Here is a 13,319-nt window from a genome sequence, read left to right as displayed (position 1 = left end):
CGGTGCCGTCCCCGCATCGCGCGTCCCGACCGTTTCCGAGCACAGTCCGACCGAGGAGGCCCGCATGGCGAGCCACAGTACCGCCGCCGCCGCGCGCGCCGGCGACAACCCCTTCCTGCGCGCCGTCGCCGCCATCTCGACCCTGGCCGGCTGGTGCGCCGCGGCGATGATCGTCGCCGCCGTCGCGATCACCTGCCAGATGATCGTCGTCCGCTTCGTGCTGAACGGCTCGACCGTGTGGCAGACCGAGGCGGTGGTCTACCTGGTGATCGCCGCGACGCTCGTGGGCCTGTCCTACGTGCAGCGCATGCGCGGCCACGTGAACGTCGACCTCGTGCCGCTCGCGCTGCCGCCGGGGCCGCGACGGGCGCTCTGCATCGTCACCCTGTCGGTGTCCGTCGCCATCGTCGCGGTGATGCTCTGGTACGGCTACGAGTACTGGCACTTCGCCTGGGAGCGCGGCTGGCGGTCCGAGACCGTCTGGGCGGTCCGGCTCTGGATTCCGTATCTCGCGATCCCGGTCGGGCTGGGCCTCTTCCTGCTGCAGCTCGTGGCCGACCTCGTGGCGGTCATCCTCGACATCGACAAGCCCTTCGGGCTGGAGGACGCCTGATGGACCCGCTTCTCCTCGGCGCGCTCGTCGCCATCTTCACCGTCGTCGTGCTGTTCTCGGGCGTGTCGGTGGCGCTCGGGCTGCTCATCGTCTCGGCGGGCTTCCTGATTGTCTTCGACGGCATGCGCTCGCTCGAACTCATGCCCGAGATCCTCTTCGGCAAGCTCAACAACTTCGCGCTGCTCTCGATCCCGATGTTCATCATCATGGGCGCCTCGATCGCTTCCACGCGGGCGGGTGCCGACCTCTACGAGGCGCTGGAGCGCTGGCTGACGCGGGTGCCGGGCGGCCTGGTGATCTCGAATCTCGGGGCCTGCGCGCTGTTTGCGGCGATGTCCGGGTCGAGCCCCGCGACCTGCGCGGCGATCGGCAAGATGGGCATCCCCGAGATGCGCAAGCGCGGCTTTCCCGACGGGGTCGCGGCGGGATCCATCGCCGCGGGCGGCACGCTCGGGATCCTCATCCCGCCATCGGTCACCATGATCGTCTACGGCATCGCCACCGAGACCTCGATCGGCCGGTTGTTCCTTGCCGGCGTGATCCCGGGGCTCCTGCTCGTCGCGCTCTTCATGGCGTGGTCGCTCTATTCCACGTGGCGGTCGGGCGACGCCGCGGCGCTGACCGCGCGCAGCTACAGCTGGCGCGAGCGGGTCGAGATCCTGCCGCGCGTGCTGCCCTTCCTCGCCATCATCCTGGGCGTCCTCTACGCCATGTATGGCGGCATCGCGACGCCGTCCGAAACGGCGGCGGTGGGCGCGCTCCTCTGCCTCGTGATCGCCATGGTGATCTACCGGCTGTGGAACCCGGCCGACCTCTGGGCGGTCCTGCGCGATTCCACGAAGGAATCGGTGATGATCCTCTTCATCATCGCGGCGGCGGGCGTGTTCTCCTACATGCTGTCCTCGCTCTTCATCACCCAGTCCATCGCGGAATGGATCGGCACGCTCGACGTGAACCGCTGGGTGCTGATGGGCGCGATCAACGTCTTCCTGCTGATCGCCGGCTTCTTCCTGCCGCCGGTGGCCGTGATCCTGATGGCCGCGCCGATCCTGCTGCCGATCATCACCTCGGCCGGCTTCGACCCGATCTGGTTCGCGGTGGTCCTGACAATCAACATGGAGATCGGCCTGATCTCGCCGCCGGTGGGCCTGAATCTCTACGTGATCAACGGTATCGCGCCCGACATCAAGCTCAAGACCATCCTCGTGGGCTCGCTGCCCTTCGTGGGCTGCATGGTGCTGGCGATCGTCCTGCTCTGCCTCTTTCCGGGCCTCGCAACGTGGCTTCCGGACCTCGTCATGGGACCGCGGATATGACCCTGCTCGCAGATCTTCTCTCGACGGTGTTCGAACGGCGGCAGCGGCCGCAGGCACCTGACGTCGACGACGACCGCCCGATGCCGGACCTCACCCGCGCGCTGGTCGGCGCGGCGGGCGAGGTGTCGGGCCGGACCATGGCGCGCCAGATCCTCGACCGCTACGGGCGCATGGACGACGGGGAAAAGCGCGCCTTCTTCGGGCACCTCGCCCGCGACATGGCGCTGTCGGTGGACGCGGTGCGCGCGGCGCTCGACGGCTATGCCGAGGGGCAGACGCCATCGAGCTACCGCGCCTTCCTCGATGCGGCCGAGCCGCCCAGGCAGGAGCTGATCCGCCGGCTGAACCGGCTGCCCGGGGCGACCGGAACGCTGGTCGCCATGCGCGCGGACCTCCTGCGGCTGGGGCGGGGCGACGACGCGCTGATGGCGCTCGACCTCGATTTCCGCCACCTCTTCGCGAGCTGGTTCAACCGCGGTTTCCTCGTCCTGCGCCCGATCAGCTGGGAAAGCCCCGCGCACATCCTGGAGAAGATCATCGCCTACGAGGCGGTGCACGCGATCGACAGCTGGGACGACCTGCGCCGCCGGCTCGAGCCCGAGGACCGGCGCTGCTTTGCCTTCTTCCACCCGGCGATGCCGGACGACCCGCTGATCTTCGTCGAGGTGGCGCTGACCGAGGGCGTGCCCGGGTCGATCCGTGACCTCCTCGCCGAGGAACGTCCGCGGCTCGAGGCCCGCCGCGCGGACACAGCGACGTTCTACTCGATCTCGAACTGCCAGGCGGGGCTCGCCGGCATCTCGTTCGGAAACTCGCTGATCAAGCAGGTGGTGGACGACCTGTCGCTCGAACTGCCGGGGCTCAAGACCTTCGTGACGCTGTCGCCCATCCCGGGCCTCGTGCCGTGGCTCGCGCGCGAGGACCGCGGCCACGACGTGACCGACGCGGCGGGCATGCGCGCCCTCGCGGCGCGGTACCTCGTCCACGCCAAGCGCGCCGACGGGCTGCCGCTCGATCCGGTTGCGCGCTTCCACCTCGGCAACGGCGCCGAGGTGTTCCGCATCCATGCCGACGCCGACCCGTCGGAAAAGGGGCGCGCCCAGTCGGGTGGCGCCATGGTCAATTACCTCTACGATCTCGACAAGGTCGCACAGAACCACGAACGTTTCGCCACGGCGCACGCCATCGCGATGTCGCCCGAGGTCAAGGCGCTGGCGGCCGCCGAATCGGTCCGGACATAGGATACCGCTCGCCATGACGAACCCGCTCTACGACACGCTCTTCGGCCGCCATGCCGGCCGCACCGATCCGTTCCTGATCCTCGCGGACGGCGCGACGATCGGCTACGACGCCTTCCTCGCGCAGGCCGCGCGGCTCGCCAACGCGCTGACCGGCGCCGGGCTCGGGGCCGGCGACCGGCTCGCGGCGCAGGTCGAGAAGTCGCCCGAGGCGCTCGCCCTCTACGCCGCCTGCGTGCAGGCCGGCATCGTGTTCCTGCCGCTGAACACCGCCTACACGACCGACGAGCTGACCTATTTCGTCGAGAACAGCGGCGCCGCCATGGTGGTCTGCGACGGCGCCAGGGCCGAGGCGCTCGGACCCGTGGTGCGGGCGCTGGGCGCGCGGCTCGAGACGCTGGACGCCGACGGCACGGGCAGCCTTGCCCGCCGGGCGGCCGAGTGCGCGGACACAGCGCCCGTCGTTCCGCGCGATGGCGGGGACCTCGCCGCCTTCCTCTACACCTCGGGCACCACGGGCCGGTCGAAAGGCGCGATGCTGACGCAGGACAACCTGCTGTCGAACGCGCGGACGCTGGCCCAGCACTGGCGCTTCGGCGACGCCGACGTGCTTCTCCACGCGCTGCCGATCTTCCACACGCACGGCCTGTTCGTGGCGACGAACATCACGCTGGTCGCGGGCGGATCGATGATCTTCCTGCCGAAATTCGACCTCGACAGGGTGATCGACCTCCTGCCGCGGGCGACCGCGATGATGGGCGTGCCGACGTTCTACACGCGTCTTCTGGCGGACACGCGTCTGGCGCGCGACCTCGTGGCGCACATGCGGCTCTTCGTGTCGGGGTCTGCGCCGCTGCTGTCCGAGACGCACGAGACCTTCGAGGCGCGCACCGGCCACCGCATCCTCGAGCGCTACGGCATGACCGAGACCAACATGAACACCTCGAACCCCTATGACGGCGAGCGGCGTGCGGGCACCGTGGGTTTCCCGCTGCCGGGCGTCGAGGTGCAGGTGACGGACCCCGAGACCGGCGACCCCGTGCAGGCGGGCGAGGTCGGCCAGATCGAGGTGCGCGGCCCGAACGTGTTCAAGGGCTACTGGCGGATGCCGGAAAAGACCGCCGAGGAACTTCGCGACAACGGGTTCTTCATCACCGGCGATCTCGGGCGCTTCGACGCGGACGGCTACCTGCACATCGTCGGGCGCAACAAGGACCTCATCATCTCGGGCGGCTACAATATCTATCCCAAGGAGGTCGAGCTCGTGCTCGACGCTCAGCCCGGGGTGATGGAAAGCGCGGTGATCGGCGTGCCGCACGCGGATTTCGGCGAGACGGTGCTGGGCCTCATCGTGCCCCGGCCGGGTGCCGATCCCGACCTCGACGCGATCGCCGCGGCCGCGGGGCAGGCCCTCGCGCGGTTCAAGCATCCGCGGAAGCTGATCCTGCTCGACGAGCTGCCGCGCAACACCATGGGCAAGGTGCAGAAGAACGTGCTGCGCGACCGCTACCGCGACATCTTCGCCGCGGCCTGATCCGCGGCGCCTTCAGCCCGAGACGAGCGAGAGGCCCCAGAAGCATAGCGCCGACAGGAGCGCGGCCGCGGGCACGGTGACGATCCACGCGGCCGCGATGGTCAGGAAGTGCGAGCGCCGGACGAGCTTGCGGCGGCGGCGCTCCTCGGCGGGAATGCGGCGGGCCGGCGGGCGGCTGTCGGCGAGCTGGCGGGCGCGGCGTTCGGCGTGCCATTCGCGGAAGAAACCGACGCCGAACACGCCACCGACGGCGATGTGCGTGGACGACACCGGCAAGCCCAGCCACGAGGCGGCGATGACGGTGGTCGCGGCCGAGAGCGCGACGCAATAGGCCCGCATCGGGTTCAGCTTGGTGATCTGGCTGCCCACCATCTCGATCAGCTTCGGCCCGAACAGCACGAGCCCGACCGAGATGCCCGCGGCGCCGATCACCATGACCCAGACCGGGATCGCGACCTCGGTCGCGCTGCCGCCCGTCTCCTGCGCATAGACGATGGCGGCGAGCGGGCCGACCGCGTTCGCCACGTCGTTCGCCCCGTGCGCGAAGGACAGGAGCGCGGCCGAGATCACCAGCGGCAGGCGGAAGAGGACCTTGAGCGACCGGTTGCGGTTCTCGAGCCCGCGCGACTGCCAGCGGATCAGCGGCACCGCGGCCACGCCGCAGGTCAGCCCCAGCGCCGCCCCGACGGCGAGCGCGGTGCCAAGGTCGATCTCGGCCACGTGGCTCAGGCCCTTGAGCGCGAGATAGCTCGAGAACGCCGCCGCCATCAGCCCGATCAGCACCGGCACCCAGCGGCGCGCCGCCGAGATCTTGTCCTCTACGTAGATGACCTTCCATTTCACGAAGGCGAGCATGACGGCGGCGATCAGGCCGCCGAGGACGGGCGAGATCACCCAGCTTGCGGCGATGGCGCCCATGGTCGGCCAGCTGACCGCGCCGAGGCCCGCGGCGGCGATGCCTGCGCCCATGACGCCGCCCACCACCGCGTGGGTGGTCGAGACGGGCGCGCCGATGAAGGTCGCGAGGTTCACCCACAGCGCCGCCGACAGCAGCGCCGCCAGCATCGCCACGACGAAGACCCGCCCGTCCGAGAGGCTGCCGGGGGCGACGATCCCCTTCGAGATCGTGTCGACCACGTCGCCGCCGGCGATGAGCGCCCCGGCGCTTTCGCAGGTCGCCGCGATGGCGATCGCGCCGGCCATCGACAGGGCCCGCGCGCCGACCGCGGGGCCCATGTTGTTGGCGACGTCGTTCGCGCCGATGTTGAGCGCCATGTAGGCGCCGAAGGCCGCGGCGACGATCACGAACAACCCGCCCGGCGCCTCCCCGACGATCAGGCCCGCCGACAGCGCGGCCACCGCCATGAAGAGCAGCGACAGGCCGACGCCGATGAGGGGCCGCGAGGCGTACATCGTCGCGGCCTCGAGCCGGGACAGCCTGTTCAGGTCCCGGTCAAGCGTCTGCCAGTGAAAGGTGCCGTCCTGATCGCTCATCGTCCGTCCTGGTCCTGGGGCGCGCGCGCCTAGGCGTGCGCCGGCGTGCGCAGACGCGGGCCGACACCGTCGAGGAGCTCCTTGAGGTCGGGCTCGGTGACCGCCGCGGCAGCCTCGGCGGGCGACATCCAGCGGCGGTCGCGCCGGCCGGCCTCGGGGTAGTCGTCGAGCAGCGTCGCGATCTCTATGGCGAAGACGTCGACATCGGTCGGCACCGGCAGGCCGCCGCGCATCCGCTTGTCGTACCGGTAGCGTCCGACGGGACGGGGCTCCGTCGCGCCGGCGCGGACACCCGCCTCCTCCCAGGCTTCCTCGAGCGCGGTGCCGAGGCCGTCGAATCCGGACTTCGGCCATCCCTTGGGCAGGACCCAGCGGCGCGTCTCGAGCGAGGTCACGAGCAGGATCTCGACGTCGTCCCGCGCCGGGCGCCAGCACAGGGCCGCCACCTGGTAGCGCGACGGGCGCCGCAGGATCGGGAGGATGAAATTGGTCCAGAGGGTGCGGATCATGGTCGGTCTCGCGGTTTCGGGGTCGCCTGACAGCGTTCGGCCGTCAGGTTCAAGCGCTTTCTTCGGGGGCAGGCGGAATGCAGATGCGAACGCCGCCGTCCGAAAGCGCCCGCGCGAGCGGGCCCTCCGGCGCGGTGTCGGTGACGAGGGTGCCGACCTCGTCGAAGCGGGCGACCCGGGACAGGTGGGTGCGTCCGAACTTGCTGCTGTCGATCAGGAACCGGCAGGCGCGGCTCTGCTGCATCATGGTGCGCTTGATCGCGTCGAAGCCCTCGACCGCCTCGGTGACGCCCGCGGTGCTGAGCCCCGCCGCGCCGAGGAAGCACGCGTCGACATTGTAGCGCGCGAGGTGGTCGCAGGCCTCGGTGCCGATCACCGCCGCCTCCTCGCGCAGGTAGTCGCCGGGCGCGAGGCGCACGCGCGCCGCCGGGCTCTGCCCGAGGATCATCGCCACCTGCAGGCTGTTGGTGACGGCGGTGATGCGCGTCTCGGCAAAGGCGATGGCGCGCGCGAATTCCATGGTCGTGGTGCCTGCGTCGATCATGATGGCGTCGCCGTCCGAGACGAGGCTGGCGGCGAAGCGTCCGAGCCGTTCGCGTTCCGCCACCCGTTCGAGCCGGCGCTCGTCCATCGCGCGCAGGGTGCCCGGCGTGGCCGCCGAGGCGCCGCCATGGGCGCGCTGCAGCAGGCCCTCCCCGCTCAGCGTCTCGATGTCCCGGCGCACGGTCTCGGTCGTGACGCCGAACTGCTCGGCGAGCTCGGTCACCCGGACATGCGGCTTCAGCCGCAGTTCGAGCAGGATCCGCCGCCGCCTGTCCGCCTTCTTGAGCCGCTTCCGCGCAAGCGCGCCAACCATCGAAATTCGCTCCCTCTCACCGTTGAGCCGGAGATCTATTGGATGTTCGAACAAAATGGAACGCAACTTGTTGCATATCCCAAATTTCGGTGCTGTCATCGCACCAACGCGCCGCGGAGACGGCGCGCAGACCGGAGGAGACAAGACACATGCCCAGAGACACGATCCTCGGAGGCGGCATCCTTGCCGCGCTGGCCTTCGCCGCCACGGCCGCAACCGCGCAGGACTGCGAGAACCGGGGACAGCTCGACGCGCAGTACTGCGACGCCGACGGCGACCTCGTCGCGGACGCGCCCGCGGACGAGAGCGCGCTGCGCAATCCCGACACGCTCGTCTTCGCCTATACCCCGGTCGAGGATCCGGCGATCTACGAGGACATCTGGACGCCCTTCATCGACCACCTCGAGGAGGTGACGGGCAAGGACGTGCAGTTCTTCGCCGTCCAGTCGAACTCGGCCGAGGTCGAGGCCATGCGCTCGGGCCGCCTGCACATCGCGGGCTTCTCGACGGGGCCCACGCCGTTTGCGGTGAACCTCGCGGGCGCCGTGCCCTTCGCGATCATGGGCGGCGACGACGGCCGCTTCGGCTACACGCTGCAGGTCTACACGCAGGCCGACAGCGACATAGAGGAGATGCCGGATCTCGCGGGCAAGCGCGTGGCGCACACCTCGCCCACCTCGAACTCGGGCAACCAGGCGCCGCGCGCGCTGTTCCCCGATCTCGGCGTCGTGCCGGACGAGGATTACGAGGTGACCTATTCGGGCAGCCACGACCAGTCGATGCTGGGCGTGGTCGCCGGCGATTACGACGCGGCACCCGTCGCCTCGGAAGTCGTGGAGCGCATGGCCGAGCGCGGGCTCTACGATCCCGAGGAGGTCCGCATCATCTGGGAAAGCGATCCGTTCCCGACCACGTCCTACGCCTACGCTCACGACCTCGCGCCCGAGCTGAAGGAGAGCATCGAGGAGGCGTTCTTCAGCTTCGACTTCGAGGGCACGGCGCTCGGCGAGGAATTCGCGGGCGTGTCGAAGTTCATCCCGATCACCTACGAGGAGCAGTGGGCGGTCATCCGCCAGATCCAGTCGGCGAACGGCGTGGAATACACCCCCGAAGGCCTGGCCGCGGAATAAGAGGCACGGAGGGGCCGGCGCCTGCCGTGCGCCGGTCCGCCAAGCGGAGCATCCCATGCTGAAGATCACCGACCTCGTCAAACGCTACGGCGGCGGCGACCCCGTCCTCAAGAACCTCGACCTCACCATCGAGGGCGAAAGCGTGGTGTCGATCATCGGCTCCTCCGGGGCCGGGAAGTCGACGCTCCTGCGCTGCATCAATCGCCTGGTGGAGCCCAGTTCGGGCTCGATCGAGCTGAACGGCACCGAACTCACCAGGCTGCGCGGGCGGTCCCTGCGCGCGGCGCGGCGCAAGATCGGCATGGTCTTCCAGGGGTTCAATCTCGTGGACCGGCTGACGGTGATGGAGAACGTGCAGTCCGGGCGGCTCGGCTACATCTCGACCTGGGCGGCGGTCATGCGGCGCTATCCCAAAGAGGACATCCGCCGCGCCTACGAGCTGATGGAGAGGGTGGGCATCGCGCACTACGCCAATACCCGCGCCGACCAGCTGTCGGGCGGCGAGCGCCAGCGCGTGGGCGTCGTGCGGGCGCTGATGCAGAACCCCGAGATCCTGCTCGCCGACGAGCCCACCGCCTCGCTCGACCCCAAGACCTCCGAGCAGATCATGGGCCTTCTGCGCGACCTCGCGGGCGAGCTGAAGCTGCCGGTGCTCATCAACATCCACAACGTGACCGAGGCCAAGGAATACACTGACCGGATCGTCGGCATGCGCTATGGCCGCATCATCTTCGACGACCGGCCCGCGAGCCTCGACAAGGAGGCGATGGACCGGATCTATTCCGGCAGCCCGCATGCCGACCGCAGCGAAGACCTGAGGCAGGCGTCATGAGTGGCGAGACGCGGGACACCTGGCAGAAGCCACCCTTCATCGCGAACCCCGTCCTGCGCTGGTCGGTCTACGTGGGCGCGATCCTTTACTTCGCCTGGGTGGGCGCGACGCTGCCCATCGACTGGGGCCGGGTCGCCGAGGGCGTGGGCCGCGCGGGCCGCATCTTCGGCGGGGCCTTCCCGCCGAGCTTCGAGCGCAGCGGCCTCCTGATCGACGGCTTCCTCGAGAGCCTCAAGATCGCCATCCTCGCCACGACCGGCGGCGTGCTCCTGTCCATTCCGATCGCGTTCATGGCCGCGCGCAACGTGGCGCCGCTGCCCATCTACTATCTCGGGCGCTTCGTTATCATCGTGGCGCGCAGCTTCCATCCGGTGATCGTGGCGATCATCTTCGTGAAGGCGGTGGGCTTCGGGCCCTTCGCGGGCGTGCTGACGCTGGTCGTCTACTCCATCGGCTTCGTCGCCAAGATGCTGGCCGAGCGGATCGAGGAGATCGACTTCGGCCAGGTCGAGGCGATGCGGGCGGCGGGCGCGCCGTTCCTGTCGACCATGGTCTACGCGATCTTTCCGCAGATCATGCCGCGGCAGATCGGTCTCACGATCTACCAGCTCGACAGCAACCTGCGCGCCTCGGCGGTGGTGGGCATCGTCGGCGCCGGCGGCATCGGCGCGACCCTCGCCAACGCCTTCGGGCGCTACGATTACGACTTCGCCCTCGCCATCACCATGGTGATCGTCGGGGTGATCCTGATCTCCGAGGGGATCAGCGGCCAGATCAGGAAGCGGATCGGATGACCAGCATTTCCGAACAATTCGGCCGCGAGGACTGGAGCCGTTTCTCGTCCCGGCAGAAATGGCAGCGCTTCGCGATCTTCGCGGTCTGCGCGCTGGCCATCGCGTGGTCGATCACCTCGATCGAGGTGGTCTGGGCCTGGGTCTGGGACTCCCCCGGCCAGATGGGCGACCTGTTCGAACGGATGTATCCGCCCGACACCACGAACCTCGCCACCATCCTGCGCGTGCTGTGGGAGACGGTGAACATCGCCACCTTCGCCACCGCCTTCGCGGTGCTCATGTCGCTGCCGGTCGCCTATCTCGCGGCGCAGAACACGACGCCCAACCGGGCGACGCTCTGGCTCGGCCGGCTGATCCTCGTGACCTCGCGGTCGGTCAACACGATCATCTGGGCGCTGCTCTTCGTCGCCATCTTCGGGCCGGGCGTTGTCGCGGGGATCGTGGCGATCATGTTCCGCTCCATCGGCTTCATCGGCAAGCTCCTGGGCGAGGCCATCGAGGAGATCGACCGCCGGCCGGTCGAGGCGCTCGAGGCCACCGGCGCATCGCGCTTCAAGGTGATCGTCTACGCCATCGTACCGCAGGTCATGCCGACCTTCTGGGCGGTGGCGATCCTGCGCTGGGACATCAACCTGCGCGAATCGACCGTGCTGGGTCTCGTCGGAGCGGGCGGGATCGGCATCATTCTCCAGGGCGCCATCGACACGTTCAACTGGCCCGAGGCCGCGACGGTGCTGCTGGCGATCCTCGTGCTCGTCATCCTGGGCGAAATCGTCTCGGCCTTCCTGCGCCGCCGCATCCTGTGAACGTCGCGACGCTCACCGACCCGGCCCGCGCGTTCGAGGGCTACCTGGCGGTGCGCACGCGGCTGCCGCGGGCGACCTTTCCCGACCGCTGGCGGGCGGCCCCGGATCTCGGTGCGGTGGCGGGGCCGTACGAGCTGATCCTGCTCGACGCCTACGGCGTGCTGAACGTGGGCGAGACGCCGATCCCCGGCGCGGTCGACCGCATCGCGGCGCTCCGCGCGGCGGGCAAGGCGGTGGCGGTCGTGTCGAACTCGGCCGGCTACCCCAAGGCCCGCATGATGGCGCGCTATGCCCGCATGGGCTTCGACTTCGCGCCCGGAGAGGTGGTGACGAGCCGCGAGGCGCTGCTCGCGCATCTCGCGCACGAGCCGCGGCGGCGCTGGGGGATCATGCTGAACCCGGGCACCGGGCGCGCCGAACTCGAGCACCTCGCGCTGACATTCCTCGACGACGACCGCGCGGCCTACGACGCGGCGGAGGGGTTCCTGCTCGTGGGGTCGGACGGCTGGACCGAGGCGCGGCAGGCTCTGCTCGAGGCGGCGCTGCGGGACCGGCCGCGGCCCGTCCTCGTCGGCAATCCAGACCTGGTCGCCCCGCGCGAGGACGGGCTGTCACGGGAGCCCGGGCAGTTCGCGCACCGCCTGACGGACCGCACCGGCGTCGTGCCGCGGTTCCTCGGCAAGCCCTTCCCGGAGATCTTCCGGCTCGCGCTCGCGCGCCGCTCGGTCGATCCGGCGCGGGTCCTCATGGTGGGCGACACGCTGCACACCGACGTTCTGGGCGGGCGGCACATGGGCTTTGACACCGCGCTCGTGACCGGCCACGGATCGCTCGCGGGGCTCGACGTCCGGGATGCCATCGCCCGCTCGGGCATCGTGCCCGACCACGTGATCGACCACATCTGAGCCTGCGCCACCCTCAGCGGTCGGGTTCGGACCAGTCCGCGTGGGCCACGCCGCGGCGCCTCAGCCGCAGGGCAAGGCCGAGGCCCGCGCCGACCGCGATCGCCACCGTCAGGTCGACGAGCACGGTCAGGACCAGCGTGATCCCGAGCAGCGCCAGGTCCGAGGGACGCTCTGCCAGGTAGCCGCGCCAGCGGTGCGGCTCGCTCATGTTCCACGCGGTCAGCAGCAGGAGGCCCGCAAGCGCCGGCATCGCCATGTGCCCGACCAGCGGCGCGGCCACGAGCATGATGGCGAGCACCGCGAGCGCGTGCACCATGCCCGCGACCGGCGTCCGACCGCCCGCGCGGATGTTGGTGGCCGTCCGCGCGATGGCGCCCGTCGCGGGCAGCCCGCCGAACAGTGCCGAGCCGAGATTGGCGGTTCCTTGCGCCAGAAGCTCCGCGTTGGGGCGGTGACGATCGTCGATCATGCGGTCGGCGACCATGGCGGACAGGAGCGATTCGACCCCCGCGAGGAACGCGATGACCAGCGCCGCGGGCAGAAGCTCCACCATCCGGGCGAACCCGAGATCGGGCAGGGCGGGCATCGGCAGCGTCGCGGGCAGCGCGCCGAACCGCGCCTCGATCGTGTCGACGGGCAGATCCGCGAGCGCCGCCAGCGCCGAGGTCGCGCCGACCGCCACGATCAGCCCGGGCAGCCGAGGCGCCGCGCGCCGGAAGAGCACGATCAGCGCCATCGTGCCGAGGCACACCAGCGCGGCCCACGGCGACACGCTCGCCCGTGCCGCCCAGAGCACCGCGACCTTCTCGACGAAATCGGCCGGCACGCTGGCCACCGCGAGCCCCAGCGCGTCACGCACCTGGCTTGCCGCGATGATGATCGCGATCCCGATGGTGAACCCGTTGATGACCGGCTCGGGCACCAGCCGGATGAGGTTGCCCGCCCGGAACATCGCCGCGACGAGGAGGATGAGACCCGCCATGAAGGTCGCGATGACGAGCCCGTCGTGTCCGTGCGCGGCGATGATGCCGAACACCACCACGATGAAGGCGCCGGTCGGTCCACCGATCTGCACCCGGCTGCCGCCGAGGAGCGAGACGAGGAACCCCGCCACCACCGCGGTCACGAGGCCCGTTGCCGGTGCCGCACCCGAGGCGATCGCGATGGCGAGGCTGAGGGGGAGTGCCACCAGCGCGACCGTGACGCCGGCAGCGGCGTCCTGCAGGAACAGGGCGGGCGTGTAGCCCGGCAGCGTGGCGAGAATCTTGGGTCTCATGGCGCGACGGTAGGCG

At 70.0% G+C, this 13,319-nt stretch carries 13 protein-coding genes; 9 read left to right on the top strand and 4 right to left on the bottom strand.

Going from position 1 to position 13,319, the window contains the following annotated elements:
- The first annotated feature begins 64 nt into the window (after window positions 1-64).
- From RISW2_RS16670 to RISW2_RS16655, 4 genes are read left to right on the top strand one after another with little or no spacing between them, the layout of a single operon-like run.
- Window positions 65-613, top strand: a complete 549-nt coding sequence (locus RISW2_RS16670) for a TRAP transporter small permease (RefSeq protein WP_043773331.1) — start codon at window positions 65-67, stop codon at window positions 611-613.
- Window positions 613-1,929, top strand: coding sequence for a TRAP transporter large permease (locus RISW2_RS16665; protein ID WP_043773329.1), 1,317 nt, complete (start codon window positions 613-615; stop codon window positions 1,927-1,929). The genes RISW2_RS16670 and RISW2_RS16665 overlap by 1 nt, the downstream gene beginning before the upstream one ends.
- Window positions 1,926-3,170 carry a malonyl-CoA decarboxylase gene (locus tag RISW2_RS16660; RefSeq protein ID WP_043773327.1) on the top strand — a complete coding sequence of 415 codons (1,245 nt, stop codon included), beginning with the start codon at window positions 1,926-1,928 and terminating at the stop codon, window positions 3,168-3,170. Before RISW2_RS16665 ends, RISW2_RS16660 begins: the two co-directional genes overlap by 4 nt.
- 13 nt (window positions 3,171-3,183) lie before the next feature.
- Entirely contained in the window at window positions 3,184-4,701 is a 1,518-nt protein-coding gene (locus RISW2_RS16655; RefSeq protein ID WP_043773325.1) for a malonate--CoA ligase, read from the top strand.
- A gap of 12 nt (window positions 4,702-4,713) precedes the next feature.
- On the opposite strand, the gene RISW2_RS16650 is transcribed toward RISW2_RS16655, so the two are convergent.
- Genes RISW2_RS16650 through RISW2_RS16640 form a run of 3 tightly spaced genes read right to left on the bottom strand, consistent with a single transcriptional unit; the run spans window position 4,714 to window position 7,560 of the window.
- Window positions 4,714-6,195: an inorganic phosphate transporter gene (locus RISW2_RS16650; RefSeq protein ID WP_043773323.1), complete on the bottom strand. Its 1,482-nt coding sequence runs from the start codon at window positions 6,193-6,195 to the stop codon at window positions 4,714-4,716.
- A 29-nt stretch (window positions 6,196-6,224) separates the two neighbouring features.
- A complete protein-coding gene (locus RISW2_RS16645) occupies window positions 6,225-6,704 on the bottom strand; it encodes an NUDIX hydrolase (RefSeq protein ID WP_043773321.1) in 480 nt (159 codons plus the stop codon).
- Between the two features lie 49 nt (window positions 6,705-6,753).
- Window positions 6,754-7,560 carry a DeoR/GlpR family DNA-binding transcription regulator gene (locus tag RISW2_RS16640; RefSeq protein WP_043773319.1) on the bottom strand — a complete coding sequence of 269 codons (807 nt, stop codon included), beginning with the start codon at window positions 7,558-7,560 and terminating at the stop codon, window positions 6,754-6,756.
- A 149-nt stretch (window positions 7,561-7,709) separates the two neighbouring features.
- Here RISW2_RS16640 and phnD point away from each other — a divergent pair, with 149 nt between their 5' ends.
- Genes phnD through RISW2_RS24620 form a run of 5 tightly spaced genes read left to right on the top strand, consistent with a single transcriptional unit; the run spans window position 7,710 to window position 12,027 of the window.
- Window positions 7,710-8,690, top strand: coding sequence for a phosphate/phosphite/phosphonate ABC transporter substrate-binding protein (gene phnD / locus RISW2_RS16635; protein ID WP_043773318.1), 981 nt, complete (start codon window positions 7,710-7,712; stop codon window positions 8,688-8,690).
- Between the two features lie 55 nt (window positions 8,691-8,745).
- Window positions 8,746-9,522 (top strand): phosphonate ABC transporter ATP-binding protein, encoded by a 777-nt coding sequence (gene phnC / locus RISW2_RS16630; protein ID WP_043773316.1) that lies wholly within the window; start codon window positions 8,746-8,748, stop codon window positions 9,520-9,522.
- Window positions 9,519-10,316 carry a phosphonate ABC transporter, permease protein PhnE gene (phnE, locus tag RISW2_RS16625; protein ID WP_043773314.1) on the top strand — a complete coding sequence of 266 codons (798 nt, stop codon included), beginning with the start codon at window positions 9,519-9,521 and terminating at the stop codon, window positions 10,314-10,316. The genes phnC and phnE (RISW2_RS16625) overlap by 4 nt, the downstream gene beginning before the upstream one ends.
- Complete coding sequence (gene phnE / locus RISW2_RS24625; protein ID WP_043773311.1) at window positions 10,313-11,122, top strand: phosphonate ABC transporter, permease protein PhnE; 810 nt, start codon at window positions 10,313-10,315, stop codon at window positions 11,120-11,122. Before phnE (RISW2_RS16625) ends, phnE (RISW2_RS24625) begins: the two co-directional genes overlap by 4 nt.
- The gene (locus RISW2_RS24620) at window positions 11,119-12,027 is read left to right on the top strand and encodes an HAD-IIA family hydrolase (RefSeq protein ID WP_043773309.1); all 909 of its coding nucleotides are present in this window, start codon (window positions 11,119-11,121) and stop codon (window positions 12,025-12,027) included. Before phnE (RISW2_RS24625) ends, RISW2_RS24620 begins: the two co-directional genes overlap by 4 nt.
- Window positions 12,028-12,040: 13 nt before the next feature.
- Here RISW2_RS24620 and RISW2_RS16610 read toward each other — a convergent pair whose 3' ends face one another.
- Window positions 12,041-13,303, bottom strand: coding sequence for a SulP family inorganic anion transporter (locus RISW2_RS16610; protein WP_043773307.1), 1,263 nt, complete (start codon window positions 13,301-13,303; stop codon window positions 12,041-12,043).
- Between the last annotated feature and the right edge of the window lie 16 nt (window positions 13,304-13,319).

The sequence above is a fragment of the Roseivivax isoporae LMG 25204 genome, from assembly GCF_000521865.1.
Taxonomy (GTDB): domain Bacteria; phylum Pseudomonadota; class Alphaproteobacteria; order Rhodobacterales; family Rhodobacteraceae; genus Roseivivax; species Roseivivax isoporae.
Note: the sequence above shows the minus strand (reverse complement) of the source record. Positions and strands in the feature narration are given on the sequence as shown.